Here is a 17681-nt window from a genome sequence, read left to right as displayed (position 1 = left end):
GCCCGCTCCCCGCGCGTCCGCGACGGGAAGTCCCCCACGCGCGCGTGGGGCGGGGGATACGCCTCCACGCGCGCGTGGAGGCGGGGATACGGCTCCGGCGGAACCCGGGCGGGCTCCGCCGCGGCGTCAGCCGAGCTTCGACACGTCCCGGACGGCGCCCTTGTCGGCGCTCGTCGCCATCGCCGCGTACGCCCGCAGCGCCGCCGACACCTTGCGCTCGCGGTTCTTCGGCGCGTAGACACCGCCGAGCGCCTCGCGGCGGGCGGCCAGGGTCTCGTCGTCGACCAGCAGCTCGATCGCGCGGTTCGGGATGTCGATGCGGATCCGGTCGCCGTCCTCGACGAGGGCGATGGTGCCGCCCGAGGCCGCCTCCGGGGAGGCGTGGCCGATGGAGAGGCCCGAGGTGCCGCCGGAGAAGCGGCCGTCGGTCACCAGGGCGCAGGTCTTGCCCAGGCCCCGTCCCTTGAGGAAGGAGGTCGGGTAGAGCATCTCCTGCATGCCGGGGCCGCCCTTGGGGCCCTCGTAGCGGATGACGACCACGTCGCCGTCCTTGACCCGCTTGTTGAGGATCTTCTCGACGGCCTCCTCCTGCGACTCGCAGACGACGGCCGGACCCTCGAAGGTCCAGATCGACTCGTCGACGCCGGCGGTCTTCACCACGCAGCCGTCGGCGGCGATGTTGCCGCGCAGCACGGCGAGGCCGCCGTCCTTGGAGTAGGCGTGGGCCGCGTCGCGGATGCAGCCGCCGGCCGCGTCCACGTCGAGGGTCTCCCAGCGCTCGGACTGGGAGAAGGCCTCCGCGGAGCGGACGCAGCCGGGGGCCGCGTGGAACAGCTCGACGGCCTCGTCGGTGGGCGAGCCGCCGCGCACGTCCCAGGCGTCCAGCCACTCCTTCACGGAGCGGGAGTGGACCGAGTGGACGTCCTCGTTGAGCAGCCCGGCGCGGTACAGCTCGCCGAGGATGGCGGGGATGCCGCCGGCCCGGTGGACGTCCTCCATGTAGTACGTGCCGCGCGGGGCGACGTTCGGGGCGACCTTGGCCAGGCAGGGGACGCGGCGCGACACCTCGTTCATGTCCGACAGGCCGTAGTCGAGCTCGGCCTCCTGGGCGGCGGCGAGCAGGTGCAGGATCGTGTTGGTCGAGCCGCCCATGGCGATGTCGAGCGCCATCGCGTTCTCGAAGGCCGCGCGGGTGGCGATGGAGCGCGGCAGGACCGAGGCGTCGTCCTCGTCGTAGTACCGGTGGGTGATCTCGACGACCGTGCGGGCGGCGCTCTCGTACAGGGCGCGGCGGCCGGTGTGGGTGGCGAGCATCGAGCCGTTGCCCGGCAGGGAGAGGCCGATGGCCTCGGTCAGGCAGTTCATCGAGTTGGCGGTGAACATGCCGGAACACGAGCCGCAGGTGGGACAGGCGTTCTCCTCGATGCGGAGGATGTCCTCGTCCGAGATCGCGTCGTTCACGGCGTCGGAGATCGCGTCGACCAGGTCGAGCGTGCGGACGGTGCCGTCGACGAGCGTGGCGCGGCCGGACTCCATGGGGCCGCCGGAGACGAAGACCGTCGGGATGTTCAGGCGCAGGGCGGCCATCAGCATGCCGGGGGTGATCTTGTCGCAGTTGGAGATGCAGATCAGGGCGTCGGCGCAGTGCGCCTCGACCATGTACTCCACGCTGTCCGCGATCAGGTCGCGGGAGGGCAGGCTGTAGAGCATGCCGCCGTGGCCCATGGCGATGCCGTCGTCGACGGCGATCGTGTTGAACTCGCGGGCGATGCCGCCGGCGGCCGTGATGGCCTCGGAGACGATCCGGCCGACCGGCTGGAGGTGGGTGTGGCCGGGGACGAACTCGGTGAACGAGTTCGCCACGGCGATGATCGGCTTCCGCCCGATGTCCGCGCCCGGTACACCGGAGGCGCGCATAAGGGCGCGTGCGCCCGCCATGTTGCGGCCGTGGGTGACAGTGCGGGACCTCAGTTCGGGCATCGTCGCTCGCTCCTCGTGATGGATGGGCTTGCTTCGAGCGTACGCCGCCACTCCAAGATCTGGACATCCCGTCCGGAATGCGGGACGGGATTCCAGCAGTCGGTCAGCGGGGACGGTCGGGCCGCAGGGTGCCGCCGCCCGAGGCGGTCAGCCTCGGTCAGGCCTCGGTCAGGTAGCGCTGGAGCGTCGGGGCGACCTCCGCCACGATCCGCTCCGGGTCCGCCGAGGCCAGCGGCTCCACCTGGAGCACGTACCGCAGGATCACGATCCCGATCATCTGCGAGGCCGCCAGCTCGGCCCGGAGCTTCGGGTCCGGTACGGCCAGTCCGTCGGCGATCCGCTCCAGGAGCCGGCGCAGCACGAAGGTCCGCAGCACCTTGGCCGCCGCCTCGTGGGTCACCGCGGAGCGGATGACCGCGAGCAGCGGGGCGCGGGTCGCCGGGTTCTCCCACACGCCGACGAAGAAGCGGGCCAGCCGCTCGCCGACCGCCTCGCGCGGGCCGTCGAGGATGGCCGGGACGACGAGCGCCGGCTCGAAGGAGACCTCGATCGCCGCCGCGAAGACCTCGTCCTTGGTGCCGAAGTAGTGGTGCACGAGGGCCGGATCGACCCCGGCGTCCTCGGCGATGCCGCGGACGGAGGTCTTGTCGTAGCCGCGCTCCGCGAACCGGGTCCTGGCCGCCGCCAGGATGCGCTCGCGCGCGCCGGGGGCGGTGTCGCCGGCGGCGGCGCGGGCGGGGCGGCCGCGGCGCCGGGGGGAGTCCCCGCTCACGCGCGCGTGCCCCGGGTCGTCGAGGCGAGGTGGAGCCGGGTGAAGGCGAGCGCCTCGGCGAGGTCGGCCTCCCGTTCGGCGGCGGACATCGCGCGCCGGGTGTTGACCTCGATGACGACGTGCCCGTCGAAACCGGTCACGGCCAGCCGCTCCAGGAGCTCGGCGCACGGCTGGGTGCCCCGGCCCGGCACCAGGTGCTCGTCCTTGGCGGAGCCGCGCCCGTCGGCGAGGTGGACGTGGCCGAGCCGGTCGCCCATGCGGTCGATCATCGCGAGGGTGTCGGTGCGGGCGGTCGCGGTGTGCGAGAGGTCGATCGTGAAGTGCCGGTAGTCGTCCTTGGTGACGTCCCACTCGGGGGCGTACGCGAGCATCTCGCGGTCCTTGTACCGCCACGGGTACATGTTCTCGACGGCGAAGCGGACGTCGGTCTCGTCGGCCATCCGCCAGATGCCGGTCACGAAGTCGCGGGCGTACTGGCGCTGCCAGCGGAACGGCGGGTGGACGACGACGGTGGAGGCGCCGAGCTTCTCGGCGGCCGCCTGGGCGCGCTGGAGCTTGACCCAGGGGTCGGTGGACCAGACGCGCTGGGTGATCAGCAGGCAGGGGGCGTGGACGGCGAGGATCGGTACCCGGTGGTGGTCGGAGAGCCGGCGCAGGGCCTCGATGTCCTGGCTGACCGGGTCGGTCCACACCATGACCTCGACGCCGTCGTAGCCGAGGCGCGCGGCGACCTCGAAGGCCGTCGCCGTCGACTCCGGATAGACCGAGGCCGTCGACAGGGCGACCTTCGCATCCGGGACGCGCACCGCTGGTTCTGCCACGGAAGACAGGGTACGGGGCGCACCTGGGCGCGGGAGGGTGGTTCCGGTCACCCCCGCACGCCGCCGGTCCGCCCCCGTACGCCGCCGGTCCGCCCCCGTACGCACACGCGCGTGGCGCGGCCCCGGGTCCGGGGGAACGGGTCCGGGGGAACGGGCTCACTCGCCCGACAGGAGCTCCGGGAGGTGGTCGAGGCGGCGCAGGATCACGCCCTCGCGCAGGGCCCACGGGCAGATCTCCAGCTGTTCCACGCCGAGCAGGTCCATCGCGCCCTCGGCGACCAGGGCGCCGGCGAGGAGCTGGGCGGCGCGGCCCTCGGAGACGCCGGGGAGGGCGGCGCGCTCGCCGCCCGTCATGGCGGCCAGCCGGGGCACCCACTCCTCCAGGGAGGCGCGGGTCAGCAGCCGCTCCACGTACAGGCCCTCGCCGGAGCCGGGCGCGCCGGCGATCCGGGCCAGCTGCTTGAAGGTCTTGGAGGTGGCGACGACGTGGTCGGGCTTGCCGAAGCGGCTGAACTCGCCGACCGTGCGGGCGATCTGGGCGCGCACATGACGGCGCAGCGCCTTGACGTCCTCGGTGTCGGGCGGGTCGCCGGGCAGCCAGCCGGCGGTGAGCCGGCCGGCGCCGAGCGGCAGGGAGACGGCGGCGTCGGGGTCCTCGTCGATGCCGTACGCGACCTCCAGGGAGCCGCCGCCGATGTCGAGGAGGAGGAGCTTGCCGGCGGACCAGCCGAACCAGCGGCGGGCGGCGAGGAAGGTGAGCCGGGCCTCCTCCTCGCCGGTGAGAACCTGGAGGTCGACGCCGGTCTCCTTCCTGACCCGGGCGAGGACGTCGTCGGCGTTGCCGGCCTCGCGGACGGCGGAGGTCGCGAAGGGCAACACCTCCTCGCAGCCCTTGTCCTCGGCGGCCTGGAGCGCGTCGCGGACGGTCCCGACGAGCCGCTCGACGCCGCTGGGCGCGATGGCGCCGCGGGCGTCGAGGAGTTCGGCGAGCCGCAGCTCCGCCTTGTGGGAGTGGGCGGGCAGCGGGCGGGCGCCGGGGTGGGCGTCCACCACGAGCAGGTGGACGGTGTTCGAACCGACGTCGAGGACTCCGAGTCTCATGGCGGAAACGCTACTGCGCCCACCCGCATACGCTTGGAGTTGTGCCAAAGACGAACAAGGCGAAGCCGGGCAAAGAAAGTGCCTCCGGCGGCGACGGTGCCCGCGACGAGGTCGCGCACGACGTGCGGGACGTGAAGTACGCGCGGGACGTGAAGGGCGGGAAGCCGCCCGTCAAGGGTGTGAGGAAGCAGCGCAAGGGCGAGGAGCCGGACGAGCAGGGGCTCGACTTCCCGCGCGCGTGGGTGGAGTTCGCGGATCCCGCCGACGAGGAGCAGGTCTTCCGCTGCGACCTGACCTGGCTGACCTCGCGCTGGACCTGTGTCTTCGGCAGCGGCTGCCAGGGCATCCAGGCGGGCCGGGCGGCGGACGGCTGCTGCACGCTGGGCGCCCACTTCTCCGACGAGGACGACGAGAAGCGGGTCGCGGAGCACGTGGCGCGGCTGACGCCGGAGCTGTGGCAGTTCCACGACGTCGGCAGCGAGACGGGGTGGACGCAGGTCGACGAGGACGGCGACCGGCAGACCCGCCGCTGGAAGGGTTCGTGCATCTTCCAGAACCGGCCGGGCTTCGCGGGCGGCGCCGGCTGCTCGCTGCACATCCTGGCCCTGAAGGAGGGCCGGGAGCCGCTGGAGACGAAGCCCGACGTCTGCTGGCAGCTGCCGGTGCGCCGGACGTACGACTGGATCGACCGCCCCGACGACACGCGCGTGCTCCAGGTGTCCATCGGCGAGTACGACCGGCGGGGCTGGGGTCCCGGCGGTCACGACCTGCACTGGTGGTGCACCTCGGCGACCTCCGCGCACGGCGGCGGGGAGCCGGTCTACGTCTCGTACCGGCCGGAGCTGGTCGAGATGATGGGCAAGGACGCGTACGACGTGCTGGTGGGCCTCTGCGAGGCGCGGCTCGCCTCGACGCTGCCGATGGTGGCGCCGCACCCGGCCGACCCGAAGCCGTAGCTCCTCCTTCCGGGAGGAACCGGCCGGGAGGGGTCCGTCAGGGAGGGATCCGTCAGGGGGACGAGGAGGACGGCGGGGCCGGTTCGTCCGTCGCCGGCGGGGCCGTCGGCTCCGTGGTGCCCGGGTCCGTGGTCGGGGGCGGGTCCGTGGTCGGCGGGGGTGTCGTCGGATCCGTCGTCGGGGGCGGGGTCGTGGGCTCCGTGGTCGGCGGCGGGGTGGTCGGCTCCTCCGTCGTCGGCGGGGTCGTCGGCGGCCGCGTGGGTTCCGTGGGGTCGGTCGGCTCCGGGTCCACCGGGCCGCCCGTGGGCGGCGCGGTCGGCGGGGTCGTCGGGTCCGTGGTGACCGGCGGGGGCGGGATCACCCGGTCGTCGATCGGGGCGACGGGCCCCTGGCCGCTGATCCGCAGCACCGCGCCGGTGGGGTCCACGCCGATCCGGGCGCTCCAGGGACCGCGCGGTTCACGGGCCGGGTCGACGCGGACGGCGACGGTGACCGTCTCGCCCGGGGCGAGGGTGCCGGAGGAGCGGGTCACGTACAGCCAGGGCGCGTCCGTCCACAGCGACCAGTCGACCGGGGTGCCGCCCTCCCCGCTGAGGGTGATCAGGGTGACGCCGCCCAGGCAGCGCGCGGTGACGCCGATCCAGCCCGGCGCCGGGTCGCCGGGGCGCGCGGGGGAGGCCGGGGCGGCGGACCGGGCGGGCGAGACCACCTCGACGGAGACGCCGGGGGCGCGGCTCCCCCGGACGAAGCCGGGGGCGGGGGTCGCCCGGGCGTTTCCGGCGTTCTCGTACCGGTCGTAGGGACGGCCGTCCGCGCCCGTCGCGTCCTCGCTCTCGCCGGCGCTGACCCGGGTGTCGTCCCGCCCGGCCTCCGCGCCCGCCGGGACCCCCCGGTACGAGGTCCACAGGGCGAGCACCGGGGCGGCGAGGACGGCGGCGACCACGGTGGTGGTGACCGCGCGGGCCCGCATCCGGTCGCGGCGGGCGACGAGGTCCTTGGGGTCGATCGGGAAGCCGGTCGGGGCGAAGCGGGGGGCGCCCGCACGCGCGCGTGGGACGTGCAGCATCGCCATGTAGGCGGCGGCCCGGGGGGCCTCGACCAGCGCCAGGCCGTCCTGGACGGGGCGCGGCCCGCCGCCCGGCCAGGGCGCCGCGGCGCCCACCCGCTCGGCGGTGCGGCGGCAGACCGGGCAGTCGTCGACGTGCCGGACGAGTTCGGCGCGCAGGGCCGCCGAGAGGATCACCCGCTGGTCTCCGGTGAGGAGCCGGGCGACGGTGGGGCAGCTGCCGGTGGAGACGACGGCGAGCGCCGCGCGGGTGCGCTCGACCTCGCAGGCGGCGGTGGCGAGGAGCTCGCGCGCGGCCTGCGGGTCGAGGGCAAGGACGGCGGCGACCTGGCGCGGGCTCAGACCGTGCCGGACGGCCAGTTCCAGGGCCTCGCGCTGCTCGGGGGTGGTGCCGGCGGCCTCGGGCCACGCGAGGGTGGCCAGTTCGGCGTGGCGGCGGTCGGCGGTCTCGGCGGAGACCGGTGGCGGCCCGGGAGGGGTGACGGCGGGACGGCCGGTGTGCGCGCCCTGTCGCCGACGGCGCCGCTCGCCGAGGCTGCGCAGACAGGCCCAGCGGGCCAGCGCGTACAGCCAGGCGGTGCGGCCCTCCTCGTCGGAGGGGCAGCGGCCGTGGTGGCGTTCGGCGGCGGCGAGGACGTCGCCGAGGACGGCGGTGGCGGTGTCGTGGTCGCAGAGGACGGAGAGGCAGTACGTGAAGAGTCCGTCGAGGGCGGCCTCGTAACGGGCGGGGGGCCGCTGGCCGAGCGTGCGCGGTCCCTGCTGCGGGCCGCGGCGCGCCCGATGGGCGCCCGGGGTGCGGGAGGGGTCCAGCCTGCTGCTCGTCACTGGGCGACCGTAGGCGCGTAAGGGGGCACTCTTCATATCGGATCCGCCCTTCTCAGCCTTACGGGTGAAGCCATCACTCGAAAGGGGACACGAGCAGGGTGTTCCGCTGCCGCGGCGGCGGTCTGTCCACAGGCAGGGGGTGGACGGCGGTCCGCTGTCGGTGGCGGCGGCTACGGTGTGGGGCATGGCTGCCCGTACGAAATCCGCCAAGGACCGTCCGTCCTACCGCTGCACCGAGTGCGGCTGGCAGACGGCCAAATGGCTCGGCCGCTGCCCCGAGTGCCAGGCGTGGGGGACGGTCGAGGAGTACGGCGCGCCCGCCGTCAGGACCACCGCCGCCGGCCGGGTCTCCACGGCCGCGCTCCCCATCGGCCAGGTCGACGTCCGGCAGGCGACCGCCCGCACGACCGGCGTCGACGAGCTGGACCGGGTCCTCGGCGGCGGTCTGGTGCCCGGCGCGGTCGTGCTGCTCGCGGGCGAGCCCGGCGTCGGCAAGTCGACGCTGCTGCTCGACGTGGCGGCCAAGGCGGCGAGCGACGCGCACCGCACCCTCTACGTGACGGGCGAGGAGTCCGCGAGCCAGGTCCGGCTCCGCGCGGACCGGATCAACGCGCTCAGCGACCACCTCTACCTGGCGGCCGAGACGGACCTGTCGGCGGTCCTCGGCCACCTGGACGAGGTGAAGCCCTCGCTGCTGATCCTGGACTCGGTGCAGACGGTCGCCTCGCCGGAGATCGACGGCGCCCCCGGCGGCATGGCGCAGGTCCGCGAGGTCGCGGGCGCGCTGATCCGGGCCTCCAAGGAGCGCGGGATGTCCACGCTGCTCGTCGGCCATGTGACGAAGGACGGGGCGATCGCCGGCCCCCGGCTCCTGGAGCACCTGGTGGACGTCGTGCTGCACTTCGAGGGCGACCGGCACGCGCGCCTGCGCCTGGTCCGGGGCGTGAAGAACCGGTACGGGGCGACGGACGAGGTCGGCTGCTTCGAGCTGCACGACGAGGGGATCACCGGTCTCGCCGACCCCTCCGGGCTCTTCCTGACCCGCCGTGACGTGGCCGTGCCCGGCACCTGCCTCACGGTCACCCTGGAGGGTCGCCGGCCGCTGGTCGCCGAGGTGCAGGCGCTGACCGTGGACTCCCAGATCCCCTCGCCGCGCCGGACCACCTCCGGCCTGGAGACCTCCCGGGTCTCGATGATGCTCGCGGTCCTGGAGCAGCGGGGCCGGATCAGCGCGCTGGGGAAGCGCGACATCTACAGCGCCACCGTCGGCGGGGTGAAGCTCTCCGAGCCCGCCGCCGACCTGGCGATCGCCCTCGCCCTGGCCTCCGCCGCGAGCGACACCCCGCTGCCGAAGAACCTGGTCGCGATCGGCGAGGTCGGCCTCGCGGGCGAGGTGCGGCGGGTCACCGGCGTACAGCGCCGCCTCGCCGAGGCGCACCGGCTGGGCTTCACGCACGCGCTGGTCCCCGGGGACCCGGGGAAGGTGCCGGCCGGCATGAAGGTGACGGAGGTCGCGGACATGGGCGACGCCCTGCGGGTCCTGCCGCAGAGCCGGCGCCCGGCCCGGAAGACGGAGGAGTCGGGGGGCTGAGCGGGCCCGGCGCGCGGCTCGGAAGACGGAGAAGGCGGGGCCGGGCGGGCCCGGAGCACGTCCGGAAGACGGAGAAGGCCGGGACCGGCCGGGGCCCGGGAGCACGTCCGGAAGACGGAGGAGGTGGGGCCGGGCGGGCCCCTGAGCACCTCCGGAAGACGGAGAAGGCCGGGACCGGCCGGGACCCTGAGCACCTCCGGAAGACGGAGGAGGCGGGGGCTCCGACCAGGCCCCGGGGCGCGTCCCGCGGAGCGGCGCCCTGGGCTCCACCGTTACCCGACCGCTACTCCACGCGTACCCCGGTGGGGGTGTGGAGGGGTAGGCGGACGGTCGAGCGGGTAGGGCGGATCGCGACCGGGGCGCCCCGGCGGGCGCCCGTCCGGAGCACCCCCGACCGGCGTGCGGCCCAGGGCCGCGGGGTGGTGTCGCTAGACTTTGCCCTGGTCTCGCCCATCCGTACGAGCCGGAGGAGTGCAGTGGCAGCCAAGGACGGGGCAGCAGCTCCCGGAAAGTCCGGCGCGGGCTCCGGCAACGAAGCGCTGATGCGCGCGGCCCTGAGCGCGGTCGCGCCCGGCACCGCGCTGCGCGACGGCCTGGAGCGGATCCTCCGCGGAAACACCGGTGGCCTGATCGTCCTCGGCATGGACAAGACGGTCGACTCGATGTGCACCGGCGGCTTCGTGATCGACGTCGAGTTCGCCGCGACCCGCCTGCGGGAGCTGTGCAAGCTCGACGGGGCGCTCGTCCTCGACAAGGACATCTCCAAGATCCACCGGGCCGGTGTGCAGCTGGTCCCGGACGCCTCCATCCCCACCGAGGAGACCGGCACCCGCCACCGCACCGCGGACCGGGTCTCCAAGCAGTGCAACTACCCCGTCGTCTCCGTCTCCCAGTCGATGCGCCTGATCGCGCTCTACGTGAACGGCGAGCGACGGGTCCTGGAGGAGTCGGCGGCCATCCTGTCCCGCGCCAACCAGGCGCTCGCGACCCTGGAGCGGTACAAGCTCCGCCTCGACGAGGTGGCCGGCACGCTCTCCGCGCTGGAGATCGAGGACCTGGTGACCGTCCGGGACGTCACCGCCGTCGCCCAGCGCCTGGAGATGGTCCGCCGGATCGCCACCGAGATCGCGGAGTACGTGGTCGAGCTCGGCACCGACGGCCGGCTCCTCTCGCTCCAGCTCGACGAGCTGATCGCCGGTGTGGAGCCCGAGCGCGAGCTGGTCATCCGGGACTACGTGCCGGAGCCGACGGCGAAGCGTTCCCGCACGGTCGCGGAGGCGCTGACCGAGCTGGACGCGCTCTCCCACACCGAGCTCCTCGAGCTGCCGGTCGTCGCGCGGGCCCTGGGTTACAGCGGCTCCCCCGAGACGCTCGACTCGGCGGTCTCGCCGCGCGGCTACCGGCTGCTCGCGAAGGTGCCGCGCCTCCCCGGCGCGATCATCGAGCGGCTGGTGGAGCACTTCGGCGGGCTCCAGAAGCTGCTCGCGGCGAGCGTGGACGACCTCCAGGCCGTGGACGGCGTCGGCGAGGCCCGGGCCCGCAGCGTCCGCGAGGGCCTGTCGCGGCTGGCGGAGTCGTCGATCCTGGAGCGGTACGTCTGACGGCGGCCGGACCGGCGGGTGCCGCCGGTCCTGGGTGCCCCAGGCGGGTACCGCCTGTCCTGGGTGCCCCAGGCGGGTACCGCCTGTCCTGGGTGCCCCAGGCGGGTACCGCCTGTCCTGGACACCCCAAGCGGGTACCGCCGGTCGGGAGCCACCCGGCGGTGCCGCCGGGCCGGGTCCGTCCGGCAGGTGTCACCAGACCGGGTCCGCCCCGGCAGGTGCCGTCGGTCCGGGGCGGCGCCAGGTGGGCCGCCTCCCCGGGTTCAGTCCTTGGCGAGGGCGAAGGGCGCCGCGACCGTCTTCACGCCGGGCACGGTCGCCTCGACCAGGTAGTTGCCCGGGCCGGCCGTGCCCGCGGGGGCGGTGGCGCACTGCGGGGCGCTGCGCCTGAGGTCCCACTCCACGGTGTGGGTGATCGTGGAGCGCGCGGGGAGCTTCAGCAGCACCGGATCGGCGGGGCTCGGGCAGTCGTCGGACGACCAGAGCCGGTCGCTCTGCGGGTTGCTGATCTTCAGCACGGCGGCGCGCGGGCCGAGGTCGGCCTTGCAGTCGGTGTCCGAGGTGTTCTTGAGGACCAGGTGGAAGCGGGGCTTCTCGCCGGGCTCATAGGTGAGCTTGATGCTGCGCAGCGTCAACTCCACCGATCCGGCAGGACAGTTCGGGAGCGGGGAGCCGGCCGGAAGACGCTGTCCCGCGCCGGTGCCGGCCCCGCCGTCGCCACCCGCGCCATCGGTGTCGCCGTTCTTGCCCGCCGCACCGGAACCGGCCTCGCCGTCGCCGGAACCCGCGCCCGTGTCCGTACCGGAACCGGCGTCCGAACCGTCACCGGATCCCGATCCCGAGCCGTCGCCCGTGCCTGACTCGCCCGCGTCGCCGGAGTCGCCCGACTCGTCGCGCCCGCCCGGCTGTTGGCTGATGGCGGGTCCGGTTCCGCCCGGGCCGGGGGTGATGGAGGGAGCGGGGGACGAGCCGTTGGCGGCGTCGCCCGTCTTCTTCCCGCCCCCGTCACCGGAGGTGAGGGCCCACAGGGTGAGCAGGGAGAGAAGTGCGATCAGGCACAGCGCGATCGCCCTCCGTCGCCAGTAGATGGTGGAGGGAAGCGGCCCGACCGGATTGCGCAAAGATCCCACGCCCCGAACCTTACGAGAGATCCCGCCCAACTCCCGCCCCACCCGCCGCCCGAGAGCCCAAGTTTTGCCGATGATCACATCCTCGGGGAACGGGAACTCTCCACAGGACGGCCGAAAATCGCCCCCTCGACGTCCCCTCGACGTCCCCTCGACGTCCCTTCGACGTCCCTTCGACGTCCCTTCGACGCCCCCTCCTCACCCATCCCCCACTTTCGTCAGGGGTCGTATCGTTCCTTGGCCCGGGGCCGGGCGGTCCGGATTCCGGTTAGCGTCATGCACCATGGACAACCTCCTCGACCTCTCCGACCGCCTCTACCTCGACATCCTCGACTTCGCGCACTCCACACCACACTGGTTCCAGTGGCTCGCCGAAGTCTGGACGGAGCTCGGACTGCTGCTCTTCGGCGCGCTGTTCCTGGCCGGGTGGTGGCGCTCGCGGAACGGATCGAGCCACGCGATGGCGCTCGCGTTCCTCGCCCCGCTCGCCACCGCCTTCGGCTACGTGGTGAGCGAGGGGCTGAAGTCGCTGATCGACGAGGAACGCCCGTGCCGGGCCGTCGCCGGAGCGCCCGCCGCGCTCATCGACTGCCCCGCGTACGGCGACTGGTCCTTCCCCAGCAACCACTCCGCGATCGCCGGGGCCGCCGCCATCGCGCTCGCCCTCTCGTGGCGCGGGATCGTCTGGCTGACCGTGCCGATGGCGATCCTCATGGCCTTCTCCCGCGTCTTCGTGGGCGTCCACTACCCGCACGACGTGACCGCGGGTCTGCTCCTCGGCGGTCTGGTCGCCTTCCTCTTCATGCGGGCGGCCCGTCGGCCGGTGACGGCGCTGGTGGAGACGGCCCGGTCCAGCAGGAGCGCGGCGGTCGTCTGGTGCGCGGGGCGGGGGCCCGCGACCCCGGCGCACGCCTCCACGCGCCCCGAGCGCCGTTCTCGCGCGCGCCACGGCGCGTACTGATCGCTCCCCGGACGTGCCAGGATCGGGGGTGCCATGACTTCCATCGATGCCCCCGCCTCCCTGTCCCTCCCCACCGGTGCGACGCCGACCCGCACCGGCGCGGGCCTGCCCGTCACCGGCACCGACACCGACACCGACACCGACACCGACACCAGCATCAACCCGTCGCGCACCGGTACGGGCCCGTCGAGCACCGGTACCGCTCCGGCCGAGCTCCACGGGCCCGTCCTCGCCTGGTTCGACCGGCACGCCCGCGACCTGCCCTGGCGCCGCCCCGAGGCCGGTGCCTGGGGCGTCATGGTCAGCGAGTTCATGCTCCAGCAGACGCCCGTCGTCCGGGTGCTCCCGGTCTACGAGCAGTGGCTGGCGCGCTGGCCGCGCCCGGCCGACCTGGCCGCCGAGCCGCCCGGCGAGGCCGTCCGCGCCTGGGGCCGGCTCGGCTACCCGCGCCGGGCCCTGCGGCTGCACGCGGCGGCCGTGGCGATAAGGGACCGGCACCGCGGTGACGTGCCGAGCGACCACGGGCAGCTCCTCGCCCTCCCCGGCATCGGCGAGTACACCGCCGCCGCCGTGGCCTCCTTCGCCTTCGGGCAGCGCCACGCGGTCCTCGACACCAACGTGCGCCGGGTCCTCGCCCGCGCGGCGAGCGGCATCCAGTACCCGCCGAACGCCACCACCGCCGCCGAGCGGCGCCTCGCCCGCGCGCTGCTCCCCGAGGACGAGGGCACCGCGGCCCGCTGGGCCGCCGCCTCCATGGAGCTGGGCGCCCTGGTCTGCACGGCGAAGAACGAGGACTGCGGGCGCTGCCCCGTCGCCGACCGCTGCGCCTGGCTGCTCGCCGGCAAGCCGGCCCACGACGGCCCGCCCCGCCGCGGCCAGACGTACGCGGGCACCGACCGCCAGGTCCGCGGCCGGCTCCTCGCCGTGCTCCGTGACGCCCCCGGCTCCGTCCCCCAGTCCGCGCTCGACGCGGTCTGGGACGAGCCGGTCCAGCGCGGCCGGGCCCTGGACGGCCTGGTCTCGGACGGTCTGGTGGAGCCCCTGGACGGCGGGCGGTACCGGCTTCCGCTGACCTGAGGCGTCCGGCCCGGCCGCCGCTGTTACACAACCGATGGGTAGCCGTGCGTCCACCGACGGCTGCCCCGCACAGCCCCGTGACAACCGCTCCGTAGCGTCGTCATCGACACGGAGAACAAGCAGGTCACGGGGATGTGGAGGCAGCCGGGATGAGCCAGGGCGAGGTGCTCGACTTCGAGGAGTACGTCCGCACGCGACAGGACGCGCTGCTGCGCAGCGCCCGTCGGCTCGTACCCGACCCGGTCGACGCGCAGGACCTGCTCCAGACGGCGCTGGTCCGCACGTACGGCCGCTGGGACGGGATCGCGGACAAGTCGCTGGCCGACGCCTACCTGCGCCGCGTCATGATCAACACGCGGACGGAGTGGTGGCGGGCGCGCCGCCTCGAAGAGGTGCCGACCGAGCAGCTTCCGGACGCGAGCGTGGAGGACCCGACCGAGCAGCACGCCGACCGGGCCCTGCTCATGGACATCCTGAAGGTGCTCGCGCCCAAGCAGCGCAGCGTCGTGGTGCTGCGGCACTGGGAGCAGATGAGCACGGAGGAGACCGCGGCCGCGCTGGGCATGTCGACGGGTACGGTGAAGTCGACGCTCCACCGCGCCCTCGCCCGGCTCCGCCAGGAACTGGAGAGCCGCGACCTGGACGCCCTCGCCCTGGGGCGGCCCGTGGAGCGGACCGGTGGACAGCGGTCGGCTACGGCGGCCGTGCGAGGTGACGAGGGAGGGCGCGAGCGGTGCGCGGCCTAGACGACGGCGAAGTCGACGGCGCCAGAACCCACGGCGGCCCCGGCCCCGGAACGGACTCCGGAACCGGTGTCCCGGCCGGTGGCGCCGGCGGTGCCCGTGGCGCGGTGGCGCGGGCGGTGGGTTCCAAGGCGGCGGGTGTCACGGCGATGGCCGGACTCGCCGCCCTCGGCCTGTTCATGGCCGCGTGCTCCACGGGCGGCACCGGCTCGCGCGACGAGGGCGCGGCCCGCGCCGACGCGCCGGCCGCCGCCCCCACGCCGCCCGCCGCCGCCTCGGACTCGGGCTCGGGCTCGGCGAAGGAGGCCCAGCGGGTGGACCCGATCGCGCTCCTCAAGGGCGACCCGAAGATCGGCGCCCGGATGAAGGCCGACCTGAAGCCGTGCGCGGCCGACGCGTACCCGGTGGACACCTCGTACGGGAACCTCACCAACGGCTCCGCGCCGGACGTCGTCGTCAACGTGATGACCTGCGGCGACGCGGTCGGCATCGGCACGTACGTCTACCGCGGCAAGAGCGGCGGGGGCGCCGACGGCTACGAGAACGTCTTCATGGCCGAGGACGCGGCGGTCTACGGCACCATCGACCGGGGCGACCTGATCGTGACGAAGCAGGTGTACGCGGAGGGCGACCCGGTCGCCTACCCGTCGGGCGAGGACGTCATCACGTACCGCTGGTCGGGGAACAGGTTCACCCAGCACGACTGGGTGCACAACGACTACAGCCGTGCCGTCGGCGAGGGCGACGGGACCGGCGAGATGCCGCAGCCGACACCGAGTCCGTCCGCCGCCGGCTGACACCGCCGCCGGCCGGCGCCACCGCACCGCCTCGCACCGCACCGCGCCGCCTCGCACCGCCTCGCACCGCCCGCGCCTCCTCCGCACCGCCCGCACCACACCGCAAGCCCCCGCACCGCCCGTCCCCGTACCGCACCGCCCGTCCCGCACCGCTCCGAGACGCCCACCACCCGAAGGACCCGCACGATGGCCGAGACCCATGTCCTGTTCGTCGAGGACGACGACGTCATCCGTGAGGCCACCCAGCTCGCCCTGGAGCGGGACGGCTTCCGCGTCACGGCGATGCCCGACGGGCTCTCCGGCCTGGACGCCTTCCGCGCGCACCGGCCGGACATCGCCCTCCTCGACGTGATGCTGCCGGGCATGGACGGGGTCAGCCTCTGCCGTCGCATCCGCGACGAGTCGACCGTGCCGGTGATCATGCTGTCGGCGCGCGCCGACTCCATCGACGTCGTCCTCGGCCTGGAGGCCGGGGCGGACGACTACGTCACCAAGCCCTTCGACGGCTCCGTGCTGATGGCCCGCATCCGGGCCGTGCTGCGCCGCTTCGGTCACGCGGCCGGCAACGGGACGGGCGACGCGGCCGAGGGCGCCGCCGGCGACGGCGGGCCGCTGGTCTTCGGCGACGGGGACCTGGAGGTCGACACCGAGGGCATGGAGGTGCGCCGGAGCGGCGAGCCGGTGGCGCTGACCCCGACCGAGATGCGGCTGCTCCTGGAGTTCTCCTCCGCGCCGAACACCGTGCTCTCCCGGGACAAGCTGCTGGAACGCGTCTGGGACTACGGCTGGGGCGGCGACACCCGGGTCGTCGACGTCCACGTGCAGCGGCTGCGGGCCAAGATCGGCCAGGACCGGATCGAGACGGTCCGCGGCTTCGGCTACAAGCTCAGGGGCTGATCGGTGAGAGCGCTCCCGCTCCGCACCGGCGTCCGCTGGAAGATCGCCCTGGCCATCGCGGCGGTCGGCGCGCTGATCGCGGTCACCCTCAGCGTGGTCGTGCACAACGCCGCCCGCATCTCGATGCTCGACAACGCGCGCGAGGTGCAGATGGAGCGGCTGCTCTTCGCCCAGCGCCTCTACGAGACCTCCAAGCCGAAGGAGCCGCGCTTCGGCGCCAAGATCAACGACCCGGCGCTGCCGGACCAGCTGGACCAGCTGATGCGGGCCCAGCGGCGCGGCACGTACGTGCAGGAGCACCGGCACGGCGGGCCGCCGGACGTGTGGGCGGCGGTACCGCTGGCCAACGGGGACGTGCTCTCGCTGCACATCCCCTTCGCCGACCGCAGCGCCACGATCATGAAGGACCTCGACCGGGCGCTGGTCATAGGCTCGGTGTCGGTGGTCTTCGGCGGCTGCGCGCTCGGCATCCTCGTCGGCGGTCAGCTCTCCCGGCGGCTGCGGAAGGCCGCGGCGGCGGCCGGGCGGGTCGCCCAGGGCAACGGCGACGTCCGGGTCAGGGACGCCGTCGGCGGAGTCGTACGGGACGAGACCGACGACCTGGCGTGGGCGATCGACTCGCTCACCGACGCGCTGCACGAGCGGATCGAGGCCGAGCGGCGGGTCACCGCGGACATCGCGCACGAGCTGCGCACCCCGGTGACCGGGCTGCTCACGGCGGCCGAGCTGCTGCCGCCGGGGCGCCCGACCGAGCTGGTGCGGGACCGGGCGCAGGCGATGCGGACGCTGGTCGAGGACGTGCTGGAGGTGGCCCGGCTCGACGGGGCCTCGGAGCGGGCGGAGCTCCAGGAGATCGCGCTCGGCGAGTTCGTGGAGCGGCGGGTGCGGTCGATGTTCCCGGACGCGGAGGTCCGGGTGGTGCACGAGTCCTGGGTGTCGACCGACCCGCGCCGGCTGGAGCGGATCCTCGGCAATCTGCTGGCCAACGCGGCCAAGCACGGCAAGGGCCCGGTGGAGGTCACCGTCGAGGGCCGGGTGGTACGGGTACGGGACCACGGCCCCGGCTTCCCCGAGGCGCTGCTCCGCGAGGGCCCGAGCCGCTTCCGTACCGGTACGAGCGACCGCGCGGGTCAGGGCCACGGCCTGGGCCTGACGATCGCGGCCGGTCAGGCGCGGGTCCTCGGGGCCCGGCTGACCTTCCGGAACGTGGCCTCGGAGGGCTCGCCGGAGGGGGTCGGCGGGGCGGTCGCGGTGCTGTGGCTGCCGGATCACGCGCCGACGAACACGGGGAGCTTCCCGATCCTGCGGCTCCCGGGGTAGACGGGGGCACGCGCGCGTGGGGCCGGGTTTCGTCGGAAACCCGGCC

The 17681-nt window shown here is 74.4% G+C and carries 15 protein-coding genes; 9 read left to right on the top strand and 6 right to left on the bottom strand.

Annotation, left to right across the window (positions count from 1 at the left end; genetic code table 11):
• Positions 1–126: 126 nt before the first annotated feature.
• The 4 genes from ilvD to ACFQ8C_RS32555 form a co-directional block, all read right to left on the bottom strand.
• A complete protein-coding gene (gene ilvD, locus ACFQ8C_RS32570; RefSeq protein ID WP_383464731.1) occupies positions 127–1980 on the bottom strand; it encodes a dihydroxy-acid dehydratase in 1854 nt (617 codons plus the stop codon).
• Positions 1981–2137: 157 nt separating this feature from the next.
• Positions 2138–2752 (bottom strand): TetR family transcriptional regulator, encoded by a 615-nt coding sequence (locus ACFQ8C_RS32565; protein WP_383464729.1) that lies wholly within the window; start codon positions 2750–2752, stop codon positions 2138–2140.
• Positions 2749–3573 (bottom strand): sugar phosphate isomerase/epimerase family protein, encoded by an 825-nt coding sequence (locus ACFQ8C_RS32560; protein WP_383464727.1) that lies wholly within the window; start codon positions 3571–3573, stop codon positions 2749–2751. The genes ACFQ8C_RS32565 and ACFQ8C_RS32560 overlap by 4 nt, the downstream gene beginning before the upstream one ends.
• 156 nt (positions 3574–3729) lie before the next feature.
• The gene (locus tag ACFQ8C_RS32555; protein ID WP_383464724.1) at positions 3730–4674 is read right to left on the bottom strand and encodes a Ppx/GppA family phosphatase; all 945 of its coding nucleotides are present in this window, start codon (positions 4672–4674) and stop codon (positions 3730–3732) included.
• 149 nt (positions 4675–4823) lie between these two features.
• On the opposite strand from ACFQ8C_RS32555, the gene ACFQ8C_RS32550 reads away from it, so the two are divergent.
• Complete coding sequence (locus ACFQ8C_RS32550) at positions 4824–5630, top strand: hypothetical protein (protein ID WP_383464734.1); 807 nt, start codon at positions 4824–4826, stop codon at positions 5628–5630.
• A gap of 52 nt (positions 5631–5682) precedes the next feature.
• Here ACFQ8C_RS32550 and ACFQ8C_RS32545 read toward each other — a convergent pair whose 3' ends face one another.
• On the bottom strand, positions 5683–7521 hold the full coding sequence (locus tag ACFQ8C_RS32545) for a hypothetical protein (RefSeq protein WP_383464721.1): 1839 nt from the start codon (positions 7519–7521) through the stop codon (positions 5683–5685).
• A gap of 184 nt (positions 7522–7705) precedes the next feature.
• Between ACFQ8C_RS32545 and radA the strand changes: the two genes are divergently transcribed.
• Both radA and disA read left to right on the top strand, forming a co-directional pair.
• Entirely contained in the window at positions 7706–9112 is a 1407-nt protein-coding gene (gene radA / locus ACFQ8C_RS32540; RefSeq protein ID WP_383464718.1) for a DNA repair protein RadA, read from the top strand.
• Between the two features lie 476 nt (positions 9113–9588).
• A complete protein-coding gene (gene disA, locus ACFQ8C_RS32535) occupies positions 9589–10713 on the top strand; it encodes a DNA integrity scanning diadenylate cyclase DisA (protein ID WP_383464715.1) in 1125 nt (374 codons plus the stop codon).
• 263 nt (positions 10714–10976) lie between these two features.
• On the opposite strand, the gene ACFQ8C_RS32530 is transcribed toward disA, so the two are convergent.
• Entirely contained in the window at positions 10977–11843 is an 867-nt protein-coding gene (locus ACFQ8C_RS32530; protein WP_383464712.1) for a hypothetical protein, read from the bottom strand.
• Positions 11844–12123: 280 nt separating this feature from the next.
• Here ACFQ8C_RS32530 and ACFQ8C_RS32525 point away from each other — a divergent pair, with 280 nt between their 5' ends.
• From ACFQ8C_RS32525 to cseC, 6 genes are all read left to right on the top strand, one after another.
• Positions 12124–12801, top strand: a complete 678-nt coding sequence (locus ACFQ8C_RS32525) for a phosphatase PAP2 family protein (protein ID WP_383464709.1) — start codon at positions 12124–12126, stop codon at positions 12799–12801.
• A gap of 33 nt (positions 12802–12834) precedes the next feature.
• Positions 12835–13878: an A/G-specific adenine glycosylase gene (locus ACFQ8C_RS32520; RefSeq protein WP_383464706.1), complete on the top strand. Its 1044-nt coding sequence runs from the start codon at positions 12835–12837 to the stop codon at positions 13876–13878.
• Positions 13879–14027: 149 nt separating this feature from the next.
• Complete coding sequence (locus ACFQ8C_RS32515; RefSeq protein ID WP_383464703.1) at positions 14028–14624, top strand: SigE family RNA polymerase sigma factor; 597 nt, start codon at positions 14028–14030, stop codon at positions 14622–14624.
• Positions 14612–15418 (top strand): hypothetical protein, encoded by an 807-nt coding sequence (locus ACFQ8C_RS32510; protein ID WP_383464701.1) that lies wholly within the window; start codon positions 14612–14614, stop codon positions 15416–15418. The genes ACFQ8C_RS32515 and ACFQ8C_RS32510 overlap by 13 nt, the downstream gene beginning before the upstream one ends.
• A 186-nt stretch (positions 15419–15604) precedes the next feature.
• Positions 15605–16315: a two-component system response regulator CseB gene (gene cseB / locus ACFQ8C_RS32505; RefSeq protein ID WP_383464699.1), complete on the top strand. Its 711-nt coding sequence runs from the start codon at positions 15605–15607 to the stop codon at positions 16313–16315.
• Positions 16316–16318: 3 nt separating this feature from the next.
• The gene (cseC, locus tag ACFQ8C_RS32500; protein WP_383464696.1) at positions 16319–17635 is read left to right on the top strand and encodes a two-component system sensor histidine kinase CseC; all 1317 of its coding nucleotides are present in this window, start codon (positions 16319–16321) and stop codon (positions 17633–17635) included.
• Positions 17636–17681 lie beyond the last annotated feature (46 nt).

Source organism: Streptomyces sp. NPDC056503, from assembly GCF_042794995.1.
Classification (GTDB): Bacteria; Actinomycetota; Actinomycetes; order Streptomycetales; family Streptomycetaceae; genus Streptomyces.
The sequence above is the reverse complement of the archived record's forward strand: the minus strand, read 5'-3'. Positions and strand labels throughout refer to the sequence as shown.

What these genes read in the sequence shown, in the direction of transcription:
- ilvD (WP_383464731.1), bottom strand. Translation starts at nt 1,980, where the DNA reads ATGCCCGAACTGAGGTCCCGCACTGTCACCCACGGCCGCAACATGGCG.
- ACFQ8C_RS32555 (WP_383464724.1), bottom strand. Translation starts at nt 4,674, where the DNA reads ATGAGACTCGGAGTCCTCGACGTCGGTTCGAACACCGTCCACCTGCTC.
- cseB (WP_383464699.1), top strand. Translation starts at nt 15,605, where the DNA reads ATGGCCGAGACCCATGTCCTGTTCGTCGAGGACGACGACGTCATCCGT.
- ACFQ8C_RS32515 (WP_383464703.1), top strand. Translation starts at nt 14,028, where the DNA reads ATGAGCCAGGGCGAGGTGCTCGACTTCGAGGAGTACGTCCGCACGCGA.
- radA (WP_383464718.1), top strand. Translation starts at nt 7,706, where the DNA reads ATGGCTGCCCGTACGAAATCCGCCAAGGACCGTCCGTCCTACCGCTGC.
- ACFQ8C_RS32525 (WP_383464709.1), top strand. Translation starts at nt 12,124, where the DNA reads ATGGACAACCTCCTCGACCTCTCCGACCGCCTCTACCTCGACATCCTC.
- ACFQ8C_RS32520 (WP_383464706.1), top strand. Translation starts at nt 12,835, where the DNA reads ATGACTTCCATCGATGCCCCCGCCTCCCTGTCCCTCCCCACCGGTGCG.